Origin of the sequence: Saccharospirillum mangrovi (genome assembly GCF_003367315.1) — a bacterium.
In the GTDB taxonomy this organism is placed as follows: Bacteria; Pseudomonadota; Gammaproteobacteria; order Pseudomonadales; family Natronospirillaceae; genus Saccharospirillum; species Saccharospirillum mangrovi.
The window spans coordinates 1564940-1582838 of sequence record NZ_CP031415.1 but is presented as its reverse complement, the minus strand read 5'-3'; the positions used below and the strand labels follow the sequence as shown (position 1 = coordinate 1582838).

The 17899-nt window shown below is 56.0% G+C and carries 21 protein-coding genes; 7 read left to right on the top strand and 14 right to left on the bottom strand.

What is annotated here, in order from left to right:
- Nucleotides 1-11: 11 nt before the first annotated feature.
- The 3 genes from DW349_RS07635 to DW349_RS07625 are packed head-to-tail and all read right to left on the bottom strand — an operon-like array spanning nucleotide 12 to nucleotide 2837.
- Nucleotides 12-1832, bottom strand: a complete 1821-nt coding sequence (locus DW349_RS07635; RefSeq protein WP_108124530.1) for an ABCB family ABC transporter ATP-binding protein/permease — start codon at nucleotides 1830-1832, stop codon at nucleotides 12-14.
- Nucleotides 1829-2623: a pseudouridine synthase gene (locus tag DW349_RS07630; RefSeq protein WP_157954254.1), complete on the bottom strand. Its 795-nt coding sequence runs from the start codon at nucleotides 2621-2623 to the stop codon at nucleotides 1829-1831. The genes DW349_RS07635 and DW349_RS07630 overlap by 4 nt, the downstream gene beginning before the upstream one ends.
- Nucleotides 2616-2837 (bottom strand): hypothetical protein, encoded by a 222-nt coding sequence (locus DW349_RS07625; protein WP_108124862.1) that lies wholly within the window; start codon nucleotides 2835-2837, stop codon nucleotides 2616-2618. Before DW349_RS07625 ends, DW349_RS07630 begins: the two co-directional genes overlap by 8 nt.
- Before the next feature lie 113 nt (nucleotides 2838-2950).
- Here DW349_RS07625 and DW349_RS07620 point away from each other — a divergent pair, with 113 nt between their 5' ends.
- A complete protein-coding gene (locus DW349_RS07620; RefSeq protein WP_108124532.1) occupies nucleotides 2951-3532 on the top strand; it encodes a hypothetical protein in 582 nt (193 codons plus the stop codon).
- Between the two features lie 17 nt (nucleotides 3533-3549).
- Here the strand turns inward: DW349_RS07620 and hda are convergent, their stop codons facing one another.
- A complete protein-coding gene (hda, locus tag DW349_RS07615) occupies nucleotides 3550-4245 on the bottom strand; it encodes a DnaA regulatory inactivator Hda (RefSeq protein ID WP_108124533.1) in 696 nt (231 codons plus the stop codon).
- A 1-nt stretch (nucleotide 4246) separates the two neighbouring features.
- Nucleotides 4247-5335, bottom strand: a complete 1089-nt coding sequence (locus DW349_RS07610) for a DUF2066 domain-containing protein (protein WP_108124534.1) — start codon at nucleotides 5333-5335, stop codon at nucleotides 4247-4249.
- Nucleotides 5336-5522: 187 nt separating this feature from the next.
- Between DW349_RS07610 and purM the strand changes: the two genes are divergently transcribed.
- Genes purM through DW349_RS07590 form a run of 4 tightly spaced genes read left to right on the top strand, consistent with a single transcriptional unit; the run spans nucleotide 5523 to nucleotide 8954 of the window.
- Nucleotides 5523-6569, top strand: coding sequence for a phosphoribosylformylglycinamidine cyclo-ligase (gene purM, locus DW349_RS07605; RefSeq protein WP_108124535.1), 1047 nt, complete (start codon nucleotides 5523-5525; stop codon nucleotides 6567-6569).
- Entirely contained in the window at nucleotides 6566-7216 is a 651-nt protein-coding gene (gene purN / locus DW349_RS07600; protein WP_108124536.1) for a phosphoribosylglycinamide formyltransferase, read from the top strand. The genes purM and purN overlap by 4 nt, the downstream gene beginning before the upstream one ends.
- Entirely contained in the window at nucleotides 7213-7935 is a 723-nt protein-coding gene (locus tag DW349_RS07595; protein ID WP_108124537.1) for a DUF3108 domain-containing protein, read from the top strand. Before purN ends, DW349_RS07595 begins: the two co-directional genes overlap by 4 nt.
- Before the next feature lie 26 nt (nucleotides 7936-7961).
- A complete protein-coding gene (locus DW349_RS07590; RefSeq protein ID WP_108124538.1) occupies nucleotides 7962-8954 on the top strand; it encodes a 2-hydroxyacid dehydrogenase in 993 nt (330 codons plus the stop codon).
- A gap of 34 nt (nucleotides 8955-8988) precedes the next feature.
- On the opposite strand, the gene DW349_RS07585 is transcribed toward DW349_RS07590, so the two are convergent.
- Complete coding sequence (locus tag DW349_RS07585) at nucleotides 8989-9597, bottom strand: class I SAM-dependent methyltransferase (protein WP_108124539.1); 609 nt, start codon at nucleotides 9595-9597, stop codon at nucleotides 8989-8991.
- 3 nt (nucleotides 9598-9600) lie between these two features.
- Nucleotides 9601-10185, bottom strand: a complete 585-nt coding sequence (locus tag DW349_RS07580; RefSeq protein WP_108124540.1) for a TetR/AcrR family transcriptional regulator — start codon at nucleotides 10183-10185, stop codon at nucleotides 9601-9603.
- Nucleotides 10186-10356: 171 nt separating this feature from the next.
- Here DW349_RS07580 and DW349_RS07575 point away from each other — a divergent pair, with 171 nt between their 5' ends.
- Nucleotides 10357-11385, top strand: a complete 1029-nt coding sequence (locus DW349_RS07575; RefSeq protein WP_108124541.1) for an aldo/keto reductase — start codon at nucleotides 10357-10359, stop codon at nucleotides 11383-11385.
- A gap of 66 nt (nucleotides 11386-11451) precedes the next feature.
- Entirely contained in the window at nucleotides 11452-12219 is a 768-nt protein-coding gene (locus DW349_RS07570) for an SDR family NAD(P)-dependent oxidoreductase (RefSeq protein WP_108124863.1), read from the top strand.
- Between the two features lie 19 nt (nucleotides 12220-12238).
- Here DW349_RS07570 and DW349_RS07565 read toward each other — a convergent pair whose 3' ends face one another.
- The 7 genes from DW349_RS07565 to thrS all read right to left on the bottom strand — a co-directional run bounded on the left by DW349_RS07565 (nucleotide 12239) and on the right by thrS (nucleotide 17729).
- Nucleotides 12239-13285 (bottom strand): hypothetical protein, encoded by a 1047-nt coding sequence (locus DW349_RS07565; protein ID WP_108124864.1) that lies wholly within the window; start codon nucleotides 13283-13285, stop codon nucleotides 12239-12241.
- A gap of 11 nt (nucleotides 13286-13296) precedes the next feature.
- A complete protein-coding gene (locus DW349_RS07560; RefSeq protein ID WP_108124542.1) occupies nucleotides 13297-13842 on the bottom strand; it encodes a DUF4256 domain-containing protein in 546 nt (181 codons plus the stop codon).
- Nucleotides 13843-13876: 34 nt separating this feature from the next.
- Nucleotides 13877-14323, bottom strand: coding sequence for a protein tyrosine phosphatase family protein (locus DW349_RS07555; RefSeq protein ID WP_108124543.1), 447 nt, complete (start codon nucleotides 14321-14323; stop codon nucleotides 13877-13879).
- Between the two features lie 135 nt (nucleotides 14324-14458).
- Entirely contained in the window at nucleotides 14459-14812 is a 354-nt protein-coding gene (gene rplT / locus DW349_RS07550; RefSeq protein WP_108124544.1) for a 50S ribosomal protein L20, read from the bottom strand.
- 27 nt (nucleotides 14813-14839) lie between these two features.
- Complete coding sequence (gene rpmI, locus DW349_RS07545; RefSeq protein WP_108124545.1) at nucleotides 14840-15034, bottom strand: 50S ribosomal protein L35; 195 nt, start codon at nucleotides 15032-15034, stop codon at nucleotides 14840-14842.
- A gap of 220 nt (nucleotides 15035-15254) precedes the next feature.
- On the bottom strand, nucleotides 15255-15716 hold the full coding sequence (gene infC / locus DW349_RS07540; RefSeq protein WP_476707508.1) for a translation initiation factor IF-3: 462 nt from the start codon (nucleotides 15714-15716) through the stop codon (nucleotides 15255-15257).
- A gap of 81 nt (nucleotides 15717-15797) precedes the next feature.
- The gene (gene thrS / locus DW349_RS07535; protein ID WP_108124547.1) at nucleotides 15798-17729 is read right to left on the bottom strand and encodes a threonine--tRNA ligase; all 1932 of its coding nucleotides are present in this window, start codon (nucleotides 17727-17729) and stop codon (nucleotides 15798-15800) included.
- Nucleotides 17730-17899: the final 170 nt, after the last annotated feature.

Below are 17899 nucleotides of genomic sequence, written 5' to 3'. Positions count from 1 at the left end.
TGGACCCCAGCTCATAAGCTGGGGTCCAGACGACCTCTCTCACTGATATTTTCTTGACGCAGCTGCGTCCGCCACAAGTCGGCATAGACACCCTGCTCGGCCAGCAATTGTTGGTGCGTTCCCTGCTCCACCACCTGACCTTCGCGCAAAACGACAATGCGATCGGCGTCGATGACGGTAGATAACCGATGCGCAATCACAATCGACGTTCGGTTACGCGACACTTCCGCCATGGCGGTCAAAATCGCTTGTTCAGCATGAGAATCGAGCGCCGAGGTGGCTTCATCAAACAACAAAATCGGTGGGTTTTTCAGCAGCACGCGCGCGATGGCGATGCGTTGTTTTTCGCCACCGGAAACTTTTAGTCCGCGCTCGCCAACGCGGGTGTCTGCCCCTTCAGGTAACTGCGCCACAAAGTGATCCAGGTGCGCCATCTTGATGGCCTGCCAGACTTCCTCGTCGCTGGCATCGGGCTTGCCATAACGGACGTTGTTGAACAGGGTATCGTTGAACAGAACGGTGTCTTGCGGCACCACGCCAATGGCTTCGCGCAGACTGGCCTGAGTAACGCCGTTGATCGGCTGACCATCAATGCGCACCTCGCCCGATTGCGGATCGTAAAACCGAAACAGCAACCGGCCGATGGTCGATTTACCCGCGCCACTGCCACCCACCAAAGCGACTTTCTGACCGGCTTCAATGCGCAAATTCAGTTCGTTGAGAATCTGCCGGTCCGGGTGATAACCGAAACTGACCGAATCAAATTCGATGACGCCATGCTCTACCTGCAACGCCGATGCGTTATCGGCATCGCGAATTTTGACCGGCCGTTTTAACAAGCCAAACAGATGTTCAATGTCGGTCAATGCCCGGCGAATTTCGCGATAGACGAAGCCCAAAAAATTCAACGGAATGAACAATTGAATAACGTAAGCGTTCACCATCACCAAATCACCCAGCGTGATTTGACCGGCGACCACATCGCGCGCGGCCAGCCACATCATCCAGGTTAATGCCGCCGAGACGATCAATGCCTGGCCGGTGTTGAGCATCAGCAGCGACATCCGGTTTTTTAACCGGGCACTTTCCCAGTCGGCCAGATTGCGGTCGTAATTTTGTGCTTCCCAGGCTTCGTTGCCGAAGTATTTAACGGTCTCGTAATTCAGCAATGAATCGATGGCGCGGGTGTTAGCCTGGCTGTCGAGCGTGTTGGCTTCACGCACGTAACGATTGCGCCATTCAGTGGTGGCGATGGTGAAACCCACATAAATGACCACCGCGAACAGGGTGATGATGGCAAACCAGACGTCGAAATTGATGATCAGAATGCCCGCAACCAACGCCAGTTCGAGCAAGGTCGGTACGATGTTGAACACCAGAAAACGCAGCAGGAAATGGACGCCGTTGGTGCCGCGTTCGATGTCGCGACTGAGCCCGCCGGTCTGGCGCGACAGATGAAAATCGAGTTCCAGTTTGTGCAGATGCTCGAACACTTCCAGCGATGCCTGGCGCATGGCGCGTTCGGTAACGCGGGAAAAAACGGCGTCGCGTAATTCGCCAAAAGCCACCGAGGTAAAACGGAAAAAACCGTAAGCGAGCAAGAAGCCGAGTGGAATCGCCAACACCTGAGCGGTGTTGTTATCCAGGCCATCGACGATGTGTTTCAGTGCCCAGGGCATGGCGACGGTCACGCCCTTAGCAGCAACCAGAAACACCAACGCAACCAACACCCGGCCGCGCCAGGCCCATAAATAAGGCCAGAGCGAACGAGCAATAAAACCCAGGTCCAATTGATTCAACGGTTTTCCGGTGCTGTTTCGATTGCGCGTCATAACGTCTCTTTGTGTCGATACGGCAGTGCCGTTTGAATACCGGGTTCTGAAACCATCCCCAGCCCTGCCCAACCCAAGTTCGCCAGCACCGCCTGCCACTGCGGCGACAATCCACTGGAGATAACGGTATACATACCGGTTATGGGGTGCTCAAAGCCAAGCTGAACGGCTCGAAGCATCAGGCTGTCGAACGGCAAATGTTCCCGCGCCCAGCGATTTTGGTGGCGGTCGCCGTAGCGGGTGTCACCCAGAATCGGGTGTCGCAGGTGCTTCAAATGGCGGCGAATCTGGTGTTTTCGACCCGTCTGCGGGCGGCATTCCAACAAACTGAATCGCGCCTGCGGGTAACGGCTGACTGGCGCATCCAACGTGCTGATGCCCAAACGGCGAAACCGGGTTCGCGCTGGCTGTGCCGCTTTATCGGGGCTGGCCTGGGCATCGGCAATGGCATCCAGTTCTTCTTTCAGCGGGTGATCGCAGTCGAAGCGGTGTTCGGTGAAGCCGCGGGCGATGGCCCAATAGGTTTTGTCGACCTTATGGTCACGAAAGGCGTCGGCCAAAGCGCGCGCCACCGCATCGGTGCGGGCGATCAGCACAACGCCGGACGTTGGCCGATCCAACCGATGAATGGTGTGTACCTTGGCGCCGGCCCAATAGGTTTTGACGCGGCCAGCTAAGGTGTCGGTTTCGGCCCGGTCGAGCCAACTGGGGTGCATCAGCAGGTCGGCCGGTTTATCGACCGCCAGCAGATGTTCGTCTTCGTAGAGTACGCGCAGCGCGGACTCAGACATCCTCGTTCTCATCGGCAATTTCAGTACGAACGGTGGCGCCGCATTTTACGCAGCGGCCTTCGATGTAGATGCGGCCATTGAGTTCGTACTCGCGCGGCTCGGTCATGCCCAGATCGAGTTCCTGGCAATCGTTACACCAGGTGTTGTCCAAAAAGGCTTGCTGTTCTTCCGGGTCGCGTTGATAAAAATCGCGTTCGATGGGTGCGTCGCTCATGCCGTCTCCGCCGGTCAAAAAGGCCGGCATTATAGCGGCCGGTCGGCAGGGCTGTCGCGGATGCTGTCCAGGCTGGCTATAATGCGCGCCCCGTTCCAACCCACCGGATTGCCATGCAACTGCCCAGTTTCCTCGCTTTTGAAGTCACCGATGAAGATCAGGGATACCCCTTCGCCGTCGCCTGGACGTTGCCCAGCGGCCAGTACAAAGCGGTATTGATTCAGCCGGAAGATGACTGGCTGATCGATTGGGACAGCGGCCAGTACGCGGCCGGCGCGCCATCGTTGGACGATTTGCGCGAACGCGGCGAAACCGTGCTGGATGTATTGAAAGAATGGGCGGCCGATTTCGAACACGGCGAGGTGTACTGTGAAGACCCGGCACTGGCGCAATACTGCCTCGACCTGATGCACGATGCCTACGGCCGGGAGCTGGCGGTGGAAGTGATACCGGCGTCGGCGGCATTTGAAGAATTTGACCCGCTGGATGTCGACGAGCAACGTCGCTGGATTATGGCGACCGAAGATTTAACCGCCATTCACGCTGAAGACGTCGCCCGCACATACGTGCATCTGTACGCCCGCATTCACGGCATTGGTGCCGATGACATCGACCCGGAATCGCTGGTTCAGCCCGCCGATGATGGTGAAGCGGACGACGAAGACGCCGACGGTCGCGCCGACGCCTACGAATAATGCTGCCAGGGAAGTATTTAGAGTGACAACGCTTCTTTGACGAACGGAATCGTCAAACGTCGTTGTTCGGCCAGTGAGCGTTCATCAAGTGTTTCGAACGCCTCGACCAGGGTCGCCATGGAACGGGCGACGCGATGAATCAAAAAAGCCGCCACTTCAGATTCCAACGTCAAACCGCGGCGGCGTGCTTTCCACACCAGCCAGTCCATCTTCTGTTCGTCGCTGAGCGGCTGCACCTGAAAGGTCAGCCCCCAACTCAGACGCGAGCGCAAATCGGGCAAGGCTATCGATTGTTGCAACGGGCTGGCGTGGCTGGTCACCAGCAACAATTTGCCGCTGTCGCGCAATCGGTTGAACAGATGGAAGACGGCTTCTTCCCAATCGGGTTGGCCGGCGATGAGATCGATGTCGTCGAGCGCAACCACATCCATATCATCCAGGCCATCCAGCGCCGTCGGGCCGTAGGTCAAGCCATCGGCCATCGGCAGATACATTACCGCCAGGCCCTGGCCCTGCAATTCATGGACACTGGCTTGCAGCAGATGACTCAGGCCCGAACCGGGGGCGCCCCAAAGATAGATCAGACTGTCGTCCAGCCGAGCTAAGGCGTGGCGCAACGCGCCCAACGTCTGGGCGTTGTCGCCGGGCAGGAAATCGTCGAAGACGGCGTGTTCGCGGAAAGTCACGCCCAATGGCAGTTGGCCAACGCTCATCTCAGAACGCGCTCGCTGCGACCCATTGGTACAACAATTCCGAGTTGTCGCGGCTGTCGATCAACACGCCATCGGCCTGCGTCAATCGATCATCCAACGCCAGAATGTCGCGCAACTGCGCTTCGCTGCCGCTGATTTCCAGATCAAAGCGCACCGCATTGGGTTCAACCTGACGCAACGTCACCCGGGTGATGAGGTTTTGCGATTGCAGGTATTGCTCAACCTCTGCCAGCGTTGCCAGGTTATCAACTGAGGTAATCCGCAACGACAACTGACCGGCCAGGGTTGGGTCGAGCACGACGGCATACTGGTTCGCCAGGCGCAGGGAAATCTGATCCACCACGGCGGACATCAAGTCGGCCCGGTTGCCAGCGCTGACCTGATAATTGCGGTGTTCGTCCTGCAGTTGAAACACAAAACTCGCCTGGTATTCGCCCCCCTGACGCGACAACCGACCGACCACTACAGCGTCAGCCTGATAGCGCTCGGAGGCGGCTGCCAGGTTATCGGCAAACAGGCCGTAGACGTCGGTAAAATCGACATTCAGGGTGTCGTCCAGATCCATCAACGGCAGCGTCAGCGGAATGCCACGTTCGTTGGCGTATTCCTTCAGATGTTCAGCGGACGCGGCGCGGTCGCTGTCGGACAAAATGTGGTTATCGCCGTCCAGCCGGTCAGCCAACCAGATCAGTGTGACAGGTCGCTTACCGCCCCAGACTGGCAAACCGTTGTCGATCAACAGTTGCTCAACGGCGCCGCGGTCGAATTGCATGATCATGCGTTTGGTCGGCACCGACTCGCCCAGAACGTTGGTCAGGGTGACGTCGCTGCGCTCAAAGCGAAAGGTCGACAGAAAACGATTGGGATTTTCCAGCGCAGCGACGATGGGTTCCAGCTCCGTCACATTGGCGTTACCGGTGGCGCGGACCAGAACCCGGTCCAGGGCTTCTGCCACGGCGTCATCCTGGTCGTCCTGGCCGGCGTTCTGCGCCAGCACAGCTTGTTCGGAATACAGATCCAGCGTTCGCGCCGCAAAAGCCGGCACCACCAGACAGGACAAACAAAAGGCGACCAGAATTCGCACGGCCATGCTCGCTTTCTCTATGAAACGGAGGCGCTATTGTGACAGAGGCGCCAGGCCATTTCAGCCGTTGCTGGTACTTCCTTACGACTTGCTGCGTCTTCATGCTTTCTGACCGCTTGGTCAAGCTGTTTCCTGGCGTTGGGCCTGCTACAATCCGCGCGCCTAGCCACCCGCCCGCCGACGGAGCCTACGAATGACGGACGCGCCCAAATCGCTCAGCTACAAAGACGCCGGTGTCGATATCGACGCTGGCAACGCCCTGGTCGAACGCATTAAAGACACGGTTAAATCCACTCGTCGACCGGAAGTCATTGGTGGCTTGGGCGGCTTCGGCGCGCTGACGCGCATCCCCAGCCATTACCGCAAACCGGTGCTGGTGTCTGGCACCGACGGCGTAGGCACCAAATTGCGGTTGGCGATGGACCTGAATCGACACGATCAGATCGGCATTGATCTGGTCGCCATGTGCGTCAACGACCTGATCGTCTGTGGCGCCGAGCCGCTGTTTTTCCTCGACTATTACGCCACCGGCAAGCTGTCGGTCGACATCGCCGCGCGCGTTGTTGAAGGCATTGGCGAAGGTTGCCGCCAGGCCAACTGCGCGTTGGTCGGTGGCGAAACCGCCGAAATGCCGGGCATGTATCACGGCGACGATTACGACCTCGCCGGCTTCTGCGTCGGTGTGGCCGAAGAAGACAACCTGATCGACGGCACCGGCGTGCGCGTCGGCGATGCCGTCATCGGCCTGCCGTCATCCGGCCCGCATTCCAACGGCTATTCACTGGTTCGCAAAGTCTTGGAAGTCAGCGGCGCTGACTTGCAGCAATCCATCGGCGACCAGACGTTGGCCGATGCGTTGATGGCCCCGACCCGCATCTACGTCAAACCGGTTCTGCAACTGCTGGCGCAACACAAAGTCGGTGCCATTTCCCACATCACCGGCGGCGGTTTTTATGAAAATCTGCCGCGCGTATTGCCAGACAATCTGGCCATCCGACTTGACACCAGCCGCTGGCAGCGCCCGGCCGTGTTCGACTGGCTGCAACAGGCCGGCAACATCAGCAACCGCGAAATGGCGCGCACCTTCAACTGCGGCATCGGTCTGGTGTTAGTGGTGCCTGCGGATACCGCTGAAACGGCGCTCGACATCCTGCACGCCGCCGGTGAACAGCCAATGATCATCGGTCAGATCGAAACGCGCAAAGACGCCGCTGTTATTCTGGACGGTCCGTTGGCGTGACCCGACTGGTCGTTCTCATCAGTGGCGGCGGCAGCAATCTGCAAACTCTGCTCGATGGCTGCCACAACGGTGAACTGCCGGCTGAGGTTGTCGCCGTTATTTCCAACAAGGCCGATGCCTTCGGCCTTCAGCGCGCCAAACAAGCGGGCGTGGCAACGGCAGTAATCGATCATCGCGACTACGCCGACCGCGCCGCGTTCGACGCAGCCCTGGCCGATTGCATTGATGAATTTGAGCCCGATCTGGTTGTGCTGGCGGGTTTTATGCGCATCCTCACCGCCGGTTTTGTCGAGCGTTATCTCGGCCGCATGCTGAATATTCATCCATCGCTGCTGCCAAAATACCCGGGCCTACACACCCACCAACGCGCGCTCGACGCCGGCGACCATCAGGCCGGCGCCACTGTGCATTTTGTCACCCCGGAACTCGATGGCGGCCCGGCAATCGCTCAGGCCGCCGTGTCTATTGAACCCGGTGACGACGCCAGTTCGCTGGCAAAACGGGTGTTGGCGCAGGAACATACACTCTATCCCAGCGTGGTCCGCTGGTTCGCCGAAGGCCGTTTGACCTTGGTCAACAACCAAGCGGTTCTGGACGGTGCGCCCCTTCCCATGACCGGAAAGCTACTGGATACTCAGACGCCATGACCCTATCGAAACGTCTGAGCATTTTAGTGTTGCTGGCTTTGCCACTGATCACATTGGCAGAGACTTTGGTCCCTTTTACCGCCCGTATGGAAGTCACACGTTACGGTGTGGTCGATGTACACGCCGATGGCGAATTGCGGTTGCAACAAACCGATGACGGTAATTGGCATTACCGTTTATTCGCTCAGGCCCGCGGTGTTCAATTAAGCGAAGACAGCTGGTTCGCCGTTCAGGACTCAGACATTCGGCCACAACGTTACCGCGCTGAAACCAAAGTGCTGTGGTCTGTTGATCGGACCCGACTGAATTTCGATTATTCAGGCCAGCGAATTACCGGCGAAGCCGATGGCGATCGAGTCAATTTAAGATTGACCGAAGCTGTTTATGATCCGCTCAGCTATCAGTTGGTGTTGCAGCAACGACTCAAAGCCGGCGAACGGGAACTGGAATTTGATGTTTTCCGTATTGATGAAATCGACGATTTTGCCTTTCGGGTAGCTGGCGAAGAACGCTTGCGGATTGCCGGCGGCACAGTCGACACCTGGATCATTGATCAGACCGAGCCTCTGCTTAGGAAAGAAAGAAAACGCATCTGGATTGCGCCCAGCCTGGGATTTGTTCCATTGCGTTTTACGCGTGAATACGACGGGAAATTACGTGAAGAATTTCGCGTCACCAGCCTGAGCATTAACGGCGAGCCCGTAGATTTCAGAGAATAACCCACCTTGTCCGGCAAGGAGTTGCCATGAAAGTCGCCGTTTTCAGCAGCAAAGCCTACGACCAGCAATCGCTCGAAGCCGCCAATAAAGGTCGGCATCAGTTTAACTTTCTCGAACCGCATCTCACCCCGCAAACCGCCGCCCTCAGTCATGGATACGACGCGGTCTGCTGCTTCGTTAACGACAGCATCGATGCCGACACGCTGGCGGAACTCAAGCGCCAGGGCATCAAACTGATCGCCTTGCGTTGCGCCGGTTTCAACAACGTGGATCTGGCCGAAGCACAACGCCTGGGCATTCGCGTTGCCCGGGTTCCTGAATACTCACCCTTTGCAGTGGCTGAACACGCCGTCGCCTTGATTCTGGGTCTGAACCGCAACACTCATCGCGCCTTCAACCGGGTGCGGGAAAACGATTATTCGCTGCACGGTTTGCTCGGTTTCGACCTGCATGGAAAAACCGTCGGCGTAATTGGCACCGGTAAAATTGGCGCGGCCTTTGTACGCATCGTGGCTGGCTTTGGTTGCCGCGTCATTTGCAGCGATCCATACGTCAACAAAGAGGTCGAACAAGCCGGTGCGCGTTACGTGTCGTTGGAAGAAATCTGGGCGCAAAGCGACATCATTTCACTGCACTGCCCGTTGATGCCCGCCACCCGACATCTGATCAACGCCGACACCCTGGCGCAGATGAAACAAGGTGTGATGATCATCAACACCAGCCGTGGCGGTTTGATCGAAACCAAAGACGTAATTGATGCGTTGAAATCCGGTCAGGTGGGTTATTTGGGATTGGACGTGTACGAAGAAGAGGCGGATTTGTTTTTCGAAGACAATTCCGATGCCATCTTACGCGACGACACCTTTGCCCGATTGCTGACATTCCGCAATGTACTGGTCACCGGTCATCAGGCATTTTTCACACAGGAAGCCTTGGCCGCGATTGCAGACGTCACCCTGGCTAATCTGGATGCGTTCGAAGCTGAAGACTTCGACAGGATGCATGAAGTATCGGTCTAGGCTCTCTTAAACGGCATAAGCTGTCTAAAACGGCCTAAGCTTTCTGAACAATAAAATAAGCGTGTAATTCCGGATACTGATCGAATTCAAAGTGACGTATCCGGCAATCCAATGCTCCTAACAACGCAATAAAACCCGCCACGCCCAATGAAGAATACAGCACCGTCGGTCCCATAAAATCATCGGTGTGTTCACTCGCTTCGTCGGTTCCGCCGCAAGAGAAAATCAGCACTCCGCCGGGGTTCAACGCCGCAATCAGTTTCGTCATTACGGCGTTTTGTTCGCTCAACGGGATGTGCCAGATGCTGTCCCAGGCGGTGATGAAGTCGTATTGGGCCGGCACTTCCCACTGACAAATATCCTGGTGATAAAACGCCAGCTGCGGATAGCGTTCACGCGATAGCCGAATCATTTCAGCGGATACGTCGACGCCTTCAGGCTGAAAACCTTCGGCCAGCAACCAGTCAATCAAGCGCCCATTGCAGCCACAGCCAACGTCTAACGCGGTCGCTTTGTCATCACCGAACTCAAAGAACGTCAGCGCTCTTTGATGTTGGGCAATGCCGTTGTTGCGATTGAAGTCTTCGCTTTGCCACAGATGCGTTATGCGATCGTAGGCTTGGCCAATTTGCTCAGGTTTCACGGTTCACACGCCATAACGCATGCCATCGACCAACAAGGCGACCATGCGGCGCGCGGTGTCCAATCGATCTTGCCGGGCAGATAAACAGAGGTTGCCAACCGCCCGCAGTAATTCGTCGGGGTCAACATCGTCGCGCACTTCTTTGGCGGCGATGGCGGTGTCGAGCAAGGATTGCAACGCCGGCCGCAGATGCGCATCGAAATAAGCCGGCAACGCACTGTAAGCCGGATCACCGGAATGCAATGCAGCGGCTAAGCCGCGCTTGGTCACAATAAAGTCCGCATAGCGCTGCACCCATTGCGCCAGTGCTTCAGCCGGCGCGTATTCGGCCGCCAGTTGCGGCGCAGCGGCGGCACAAGCATCCACCTGGCTGCGGAAGACCGCGACGATCAGGTCGGAGCGCTGTGGAAAATGCCGGTACAAGGTGCCTACTCCTACTCCGGCCCGGTTGGCGATTTCACGCACCGGCGCATCCACACCGGAACTTGAGAAGACAGCCAACGCCGCCGCCAGAATGGCGTCCACGCTGCGTTTGGCATCGGCACGCCGGGCCGTTTTTTGCGGTTCGCTGGGTTGCGACGCTGTCACGACAGTTTCCCTTTCTCAATCTGATTGTCGGCCAGCATTCTGCCAGAATCCGGAACCTTGATCCATTTAATTGCAAAGCGGAACTTTGATCCATATTATACGGAACATTGATCCGCTTACGGCGCCTCGGCGGATCGACACCCACATTTATGACTTCTCAGGAGATCCACCATGCAATATCGCAATCTGGGCAAGACAGGCATCAAGGTCAGCCCTTATGCCCTGGGCACCATGATGTTTGGCTCTGTCGGAAACCCCGACCATGAAGCGGCCATTAGCATCATTCATCAGGCGCTGGACGCTGGCATCAATTTCATCGACACCGCCGATTTCTACAGCCAGGGGGAATCTGAGCGCATTGTCGGCAAGGCGTTGCAAGGTCGGCGCGAACACGCCGTTCTGACCACCAAGGCTCACCTGCCCATGGGCAACGACCCCAATCAGCAAGGCAACTCCCGCCGCTGGCTTACTCAGGCCTTAGACGATTCGTTACAGCGACTGCAAACCGACTACATCGACGTCTATATGGTGCACCGACCATCGCCAGACACCGACATCGAAGAAACCCTGTCAGCGCTCACCGATTTCATGCGGGCTGGGAAAATCCGCGCCATCGGAACCTCGACCTTCCCGGCGTCGCAGATCGTTGAAGCCCAATGGGTAGCCGAGCGCCGAAACCTGGCGCGCGTGCGCGTCGAACAGCCGTCTTACTCCATTCTGAACCGCAGCATTGAACGCGAAGTCCTGCCGGTCTGTGAGCAATACGGCATGGGCGTCATGGTTTGGAGCCCGTTGCACATGGGCATGTTGACCGGACGAGTGCGGCGCGATCAGCAAACCGATTCGCAGCGTGCACCTCATTTCCCGCACTTCTATGGCAATGAACAAAAACTGGACGCGGTCGAGCAATTGGCCGCACTGGCGCAGGAAGCCGGCGTGTCGCTGACGCATTTGGCTATGGCATTTGCCATCGCTCACCCGGCGGTAACAGCCGCCAATTTAGGACCGCGCACACAAGCGCAGTTTGACGACTTGTTGGCCGGAGCCTCTTTCCAACTCAGCGATGAATTGCTGGATCGCATTGATGCCATCGTTGCGCCAGGCACTGATGTCGGTCCGTTACACGCGTCTTACGAAGCACCCGCATTGAACGACGCTCAACTCAGACGTCGGCCGACGAGCGAACGTAACGCGGCCTGAGCAAACCCCGTCGAAGTCCGGATGCGGGCTTCGACGGAATTCCTACTAATAGGAGAAAAAATGCAGATGAACATACAGAAAATCGCTTTGATCACCGGTGCCAACAAAGGCATCGGCCGACAGATTGCAGCCGAATTAATTGACCACGGCTTTATCGCTTTGATCGGCGCACGAGATCATTCCAAAGGCAAAATAACCGCCGACGAACTGGGCGAACATGCCCATGCCATTCAACTGGACGTGACCGATACCACCTCCATTGGAAAAGCTGTTGAGCGGATCGAAAAAGATTTTGGTCGTCTCGATGTATTGGTCAACAACGCTGCCATCGCCCACGCCGGAGATCCCAGCCGATCATTGGATGAAATCAGAGCCGCGGCGCGACCGAGTACGGCAGCGCTCGACGAGGTGAAGGCCGTTTTCGACACCAATGTGTTCGGCGCCTTTGCCGTCACCCAGGCGATGTTACCGCTACTGCGCCAGGCACCTGCGGCGCGCATCGTTATGGTATCCAGCGGTGCTGGCTCACTGGCGTTGCACGCCGATCCTAATTTCGAACTGCGACGCCATTTCGGAGCCATCTATGGGCCGTCAAAAACAGCGCTGAATGCCTTCACGTTGGCGTTTGCGATTGAATTGGAAGACAGCGGCATCAAAGTTAATGCGGCCAATCCAGGACCGACCGCCACCGAGTTCAACAATTTCTATGGAGATCGAACGGTTAAGGAAGGCGCAGCTGAAGCTGTACGGCTGGCCTTGTTAGACGACGATGGCCCTACTGGAACTTTTTCTGGCTTCACCTTCACGGGCGAAAACGGGCCGAACCCATGGTGAAACTGCTACTGCGACTGTTTTATTGCGCAAAACAGGGCAATACATCTTCGCTAAAGTAGGGTTCCTGATAACTCCAGAACATCAATGACACACTCATAAAATCGTCAGCGAAGGCAGCCAGCAACGGCACAATATTGGCGCGGTCGGTTTCGATGCGATCAGAATTGGTCGCGCCAATATAGTTGCCATCCTGAACGGCAATACCCAGCGGCACACTGAACTCATTTTCGTGCATCATGGCAATGGTGTGGTTCAACTGGCCTTTGCGGCGCACCATTAAATCGGGGCCTGCCAAGCCCACGCCAATCTCTTCACCGTAGGCGTATATAGCGCGCAAATAACCTTCATCTTCCCAGGGCAACCACTCGCCCGGCATAAAGTTGGCGTACTGCAATTTAATCGATTGCGGGAACGCTGTTGCCAACGCCTGCATGTTGGCTTTCAAGCCGTCAACATACGCTTCGGGTGAAAAACTGGGGTCCGTTTCGGCACTGACACCAATGGAAGATTCTTGCAAATTGATGCCGGCGATCTCGCCATCAAATTCCTCACCCAACGCTTGCAACAAGACTGCAAAGCGCTCTTGAACGGCAGGGTTCCAACGCTTGGCAACCCAACCTTCCGGTTCACCAGCATCGTTGTATTGATGCACCACACCGCCATCAAATTCATCGCTGCGCAGATAATCCGGAACACCGACATTGGGGTTATAAAAAGTGGCGTCCTGCAATTGAATAAACAGCGTCTTGCCGCGCGATTGCAGGTATTCGATATCAGACTGGATGGCTGAGAAATCGTACTCACCACGCTGTGGTTCCAACTCACGCCAGCTGTACATCAATTGCGCGCCGGCAAAGCGGTCGGCGTTTAGAAACGGATGGCCGCGCATGGCGTCACGATCACGAGCAAAATAGGAGAAATGACGGATGTCATTGCGGGGAATCGGACAACGCGCGTCCAGATATTCCTGGTAGGCGTTCAAATATCGCTCAGCGGGGTTTTGCCAATCGGAGGCAAAGGCCGTGAACGCTCCCATCGCCCACACAACCAACAACAGTCGTTTCATCATTCTGATCCTCATACCAATAACCGACCGCGATATCCGCGCGCGGCGTAATAGGAATCGGCGCCATTGTGGTAAATGAATACCTGATCGTATCGACGGTCTCCGAATATCGCCCCGCCCCGGCTACGAATCGCATCGGGCGTGCTGAGCCAGCTTGAAGTTTTCAGATCGAATTCACCCAAGGTCTGCAAATACCGGTAATCGCCTTCGCTCAATAACTCGATTCCCATGGCAATGGCCTGGCCTTCGGCACTGCCCTCCGGTGGGTGCTTCTTGCGTGCAATCAGGGCGGCATCGTCATAACACAGGCTGCGGCGGCCCGTCGGACTCTCGGCCGAGCAGTCGCAAAAAACGTAGGCGTCTATTGAGTCGTCATAGGCGATTACATCGGGTTCACCGCCGGTGGTTTCCATTTGTTCAAGAGCGGTCAGTTTGCCGGGGTTGGCGATTAATCGCTCAGCCACATCCGACCATTCAATACCGGCGTGTCGTTCCGGATGGGCGTCAAAGCGTTGTTTCAGAACGCTTATCAGGTCTTGATGTCCAGCTCGTGACATCTCTATCTCCTAAATATTTTGATATGTCTGGCACTCACAATCCAATGTCTTCTCGAGACCAGGACATTACTTCCTGCCAAACAGGCGGTGGATTCCAGAAATCCAATACGGGAGAACGTGCCTGCTGCTCTTCCAGTGCCTCCATCTTAGTCAAATACTGGTACAAAAAAGCGGATGCCCGGTAATTCATAATGCAGTGCACAAATACCTTATCCGTGCACAGACAATTCATAACTTGGCAAAAGAGTTTTAGCTGGTCTGGCCTGGGTGCATCAAACGAAACAGGAATGTGAAGGTAATTGAGTTGCAGTGCAGAGAGTCGTTTATCTTCATCCGGAACGGCATCCACATGATCAGGCATACCCAGGTTGATAACGTGTTGATAGCCGTTATCGGCAATTAACTGAAATTGCTCAACCGTCGGCTGACCACCGCTGCCAATATTTGGTGTCAACTGGAAGAAATTTCTAATCGATTCCATAGCAATCGGTCCTACTAAACCAGATGGTATAAGCCTACTGAATTAGCACCTCTTCCACTACATCGTTTGTATGATTTGCAACCATAAAAAAACCCGCCAGAAGGCGGGTTTTTAATCACCGGAGACCGATTAAGTTCAGGCAGCTGCCTTGGCTTTTTCAGTCAGAGCTGTGAAGGCGACTTTATCGTGAACGGCCAGATCCGCCAGGATCTTACGGTCGATCTCGATGGACGACTTCTTCAGGCCAGCGATGAACTTGCTGTAAGACAGACCGTTCACGCGAGCTTCAGCGTTGATACGAGCAATCCACAAAGCGCGGAATTGACGCTTGCGCTGACGACGGTCGCGGTAGGCGTATTGGCCTGCCTTGATCACCGCCTGCTTGGCTACGCGGAATACACGCGAACGTGCACCGTAGTAACCTTTGGCTTGCTTCAGAATCTTTTTGTGACGACGACGGGCGATGACGCCCCGCTTAACACGTGCCATTTATCTTTCCTCCTAATCCGGTGACCGTTAAATGTAAGGCAACATGCGCTTGATCAAAGGCACGTCAGCATCAGCAACTTGCTGAGTGCCGCGCAGATGACGCATACGCTTGGTGCTTTTCTTGGTCAGGATGTGGTTACGGAAAGACTGCTTGTGCTTGAAGCCGTTCGCTGTCTTTTTAAAGCGCTTGGCAGCGCCAGAGTTGCTCTTGATTTTTGGCATTTTCAATCTCCCGATCTACTTCCAGAACCGTTTTGCATCCCCGTTGGGCATGGGCACAAAGCCTTGCCCAGGAGCTGACGGTTGCCATTAAAAAACGACGATTCTGATCAAGCCCAGAATCGTCGTCTGGTTACAAAGTGGCGAACCACTTTGGGATGTGCCGCCCGAAGGCAGCGTCACTTCGTTTCATAACGTGATGCGGCAAGCCGCACCAAGGTACTTATTTCTTCTTGGACGGCGCCATGACCATGGTCAACTGACGGCCTTCCATCTTGGGCTTCTGCTCTACAGTTGCCAGATCTTCCAGATCGTTGGCGACGCGTTGCAGCAGCTCCATACCGATTTCCTGGTGCGCCATTTCACGACCGCGGAAACGCAGCGTGACTTTGGCTTTGTCACCGTGTTCCAGAAACCGAGTCAGGTTACGCAACTTAACGTTGTAATCACCAATGTCGGTGTTGGGGCGGAATTTCACCTCCTTCACCTGCACCTGAACCTGTTTCTTCTTGGCCGCAGCCTTGGCTTTCTTCTCTTCGTAGAGTTTCTTGCCCAGATCCATGATTTTGCAGACTACCGGGTCTGCATTCGAGATCTGTACCAGATCCAGTTCGGCATCTTGAGCCAATTTAATGGCGTCGGCTAACGGCACAATGCCCAGCTGTTCGCCGTCTATGCCGATCAAACGGACTTCGTCCGCCTCAATCTGCTCATTGATGATGTGACGATTGGTAGGTTTGGCGCCTCTCGCGTTGCGTTTTATAACTCACTCTCCGTTTGTTACCAGACGGCCTTTGCGGGCGACATCGGCAGTCAGACGTTCAATAAAGGCGTCGACTGTCATGGTGCCCAGGTCTTCCCCATCACGGGTACGGACGGCAATGGCCTCGTTTTCGACTTCCTTATCGCCAATAACCAGCAAATAAGGAATGCGCTGAATTGTGTGCTCGCGGATTTTAAAGCCGATCTTTTCATTTCTCAAGTCGGCATCTGCCCGGAAACCAGCGGAAATCAAGCGGTTCTGGACGGTTTTGACGAAATCCGCCTGGGCATCGGTGATGTTGCACACCATCGCCTGGATCGGTGCCAGCCAAGGCGGCATGGCGCCAGCGTGTTGCTCGATCAAAATACCGGTGAAGCGCTCGAAGCTGCCCAGAATGGCGCGGTGCAACATGACCGGTGTTTGACGATTGCCCTGCTCGTCCACGTACTGGGCGTCCAGGCGACCCGGCATCGAGAAATCGACCTGCATGGTGCCGCACTGCCACATCCGGCCGAGGCTGTCTTTGAGCGTGAACTCGATCTTCGGACCGTAGAACGCACCTTCGCCCGGCAGGGTTTCCCAAGGCTTGCCGGTCGCATCCAAGGCCGACGCCAACGCCGCTTCGGCACGGTCCCAATCCGCATCGCTGCCGACGCGTTTTTCCGGACGTGTGGACAGCTTGAGAATGACGTCGTCAAAACCGAAGTCGTAGTAGACCTCGTTCAGCATCTCGATGAACTGAGCCACTTCCGGCTGAATCTGCGCTTCGGTACAGAAGATATGCGCGTCATCCTGAGTAAAACCGCGCACGCGCATGATGCCGTGCAACGCACCGGACGCTTCATTGCGGTGGCAGGAACCGAATTCCGCCAGACGCAACGGCAAGTCGCGGTAGCTCTTCAAACCCTGGTTGAACACCTGGACGTGACACGGGCAGTTCATCGGCTTGATGGCGTTATCGCGGTGCTCACTGTGAGTGGTGAACATGTCGTCGCCGAATTTGTCCCAGTGGCCGGACTTTTCCCACAAGGAACGATCCACAATCTGCGGTGTGCGAATTTCGTTGTAACCATGCACCTTCTGCTTGGTACGCATGTATTGCTCGATCACCTGATACATGGTCCAGCCATTGGGGTGCCAGAACACCATGCCCGGCGCTTCTTCCTGCAAATGGAACAGGTCGAGTTTCTTACCGATGCGACGGTGATCGCGCTTGGCGGCTTCTTCCAAAAACGTCAGGTGTTCTTTCAGTTGTTTCTTGTCGGCCCAGGCGGTGCCGTAAATGCGCTGCAACTGTTTGTTGTTGCTGTCGCCACGCCAATAGGCGCCGGAAACGCGCATCAGTTTGAAATGGTGACAGAACTTCATGTTCGGCACGTGCGGGCCGCGGCACATGTCGATGTATTCTTCGTGATGATACAGACCCGGCTGATCATCGCGGCTGATGTTCTGCTCGAGAATTTCCAGCTTGTACGGTTCGCCGCGATCACGGAACGTATCGACCGCTTGCTGCCAGCTGACTTTGTGGCGCACGACGTCATAGTCGGTTTTCGCCAGCTGCATCATGCGCGCTTCGAGCGATTCCAGATCTTCTTCGGTTAACCGGTGATCCAGATCGACGTCGTAATAGAAGCCGTTTTCGATGGTCGGACCGATGGCCATTTTGGCGTCCGGCCAGAGTTGCTTCAGCGCATGGCCGAGCAAATGCGCGCAAGAGTGACGGATGATTTCCAGACCGTCGTCATCCTTGGGCGTAATGATTTCGATGTCAGAATCTTCACTGACAAGATCGACCGCATCGACCCGCACGCCATTAATGCGACCAGCCAGAGTGTTGCGTGCCAGGCCAGGGCCGATGTCTTCGGCAATCTGCATGATGGAAACGGGTGCGTCGTACGAACGTTTGGCGCCGTCGGGCAGCGTAATAACAGGCATGATGTGCTCCTTCAGTGGTGACCCCTACCAAGGGCCACGTGTTGGATATTGAACGTATTGAATGGTGTCACTCTGGCCCGGCCTACCCCTACCAAGGGACCGTACCGGACCGACATTCCGCGCGACCGCTCGTGGGAGTCGTCTCGGCCGAAATGAGCTGCGCAGTCTAC

Coding starts and splice junctions, on each gene's coding strand:
- rpmI (WP_108124545.1), bottom strand. CDS start 15,034: ATGCCAAAAATCAAGAGCAACTCTGGCGCTGCCAAGCGCTTTAAAAAG.
- DW349_RS07625 (WP_108124862.1), bottom strand. CDS start 2,837: ATGAGCGACGCACCCATCGAACGCGATTTTTATCAACGCGACCCGGAA.
- purM (WP_108124535.1), top strand. CDS start 5,523: ATGACGGACGCGCCCAAATCGCTCAGCTACAAAGACGCCGGTGTCGAT.
- DW349_RS07560 (WP_108124542.1), bottom strand. CDS start 13,842: ATGTCACGAGCTGGACATCAAGACCTGATAAGCGTTCTGAAACAACGC.
- DW349_RS07595 (WP_108124537.1), top strand. CDS start 7,213: ATGACCCTATCGAAACGTCTGAGCATTTTAGTGTTGCTGGCTTTGCCA.
- DW349_RS07570 (WP_108124863.1), top strand. CDS start 11,452: ATGAACATACAGAAAATCGCTTTGATCACCGGTGCCAACAAAGGCATC.
- DW349_RS07575 (WP_108124541.1), top strand. CDS start 10,357: ATGCAATATCGCAATCTGGGCAAGACAGGCATCAAGGTCAGCCCTTAT.
- DW349_RS07590 (WP_108124538.1), top strand. CDS start 7,962: ATGAAAGTCGCCGTTTTCAGCAGCAAAGCCTACGACCAGCAATCGCTC.
- thrS (WP_108124547.1), bottom strand. CDS start 17,729: ATGCCTGTTATTACGCTGCCCGACGGCGCCAAACGTTCGTACGACGCA.
- DW349_RS07565 (WP_108124864.1), bottom strand. CDS start 13,285: ATGAAACGACTGTTGTTGGTTGTGTGGGCGATGGGAGCGTTCACGGCC.
- DW349_RS07630 (WP_157954254.1), bottom strand. CDS start 2,623: ATGTCTGAGTCCGCGCTGCGCGTACTCTACGAAGACGAACATCTGCTG.
- DW349_RS07635 (WP_108124530.1), bottom strand. CDS start 1,832: ATGACGCGCAATCGAAACAGCACCGGAAAACCGTTGAATCAATTGGAC.
- DW349_RS07620 (WP_108124532.1), top strand. CDS start 2,951: ATGCAACTGCCCAGTTTCCTCGCTTTTGAAGTCACCGATGAAGATCAG.
- DW349_RS07555 (WP_108124543.1), bottom strand. CDS start 14,323: ATGGAATCGATTAGAAATTTCTTCCAGTTGACACCAAATATTGGCAGC.
- rplT (WP_108124544.1), bottom strand. CDS start 14,812: ATGGCACGTGTTAAGCGGGGCGTCATCGCCCGTCGTCGTCACAAAAAG.
- hda (WP_108124533.1), bottom strand. CDS start 4,245: ATGAGCGTTGGCCAACTGCCATTGGGCGTGACTTTCCGCGAACACGCC.
- DW349_RS07610 (WP_108124534.1), bottom strand. CDS start 5,335: ATGGCCGTGCGAATTCTGGTCGCCTTTTGTTTGTCCTGTCTGGTGGTG.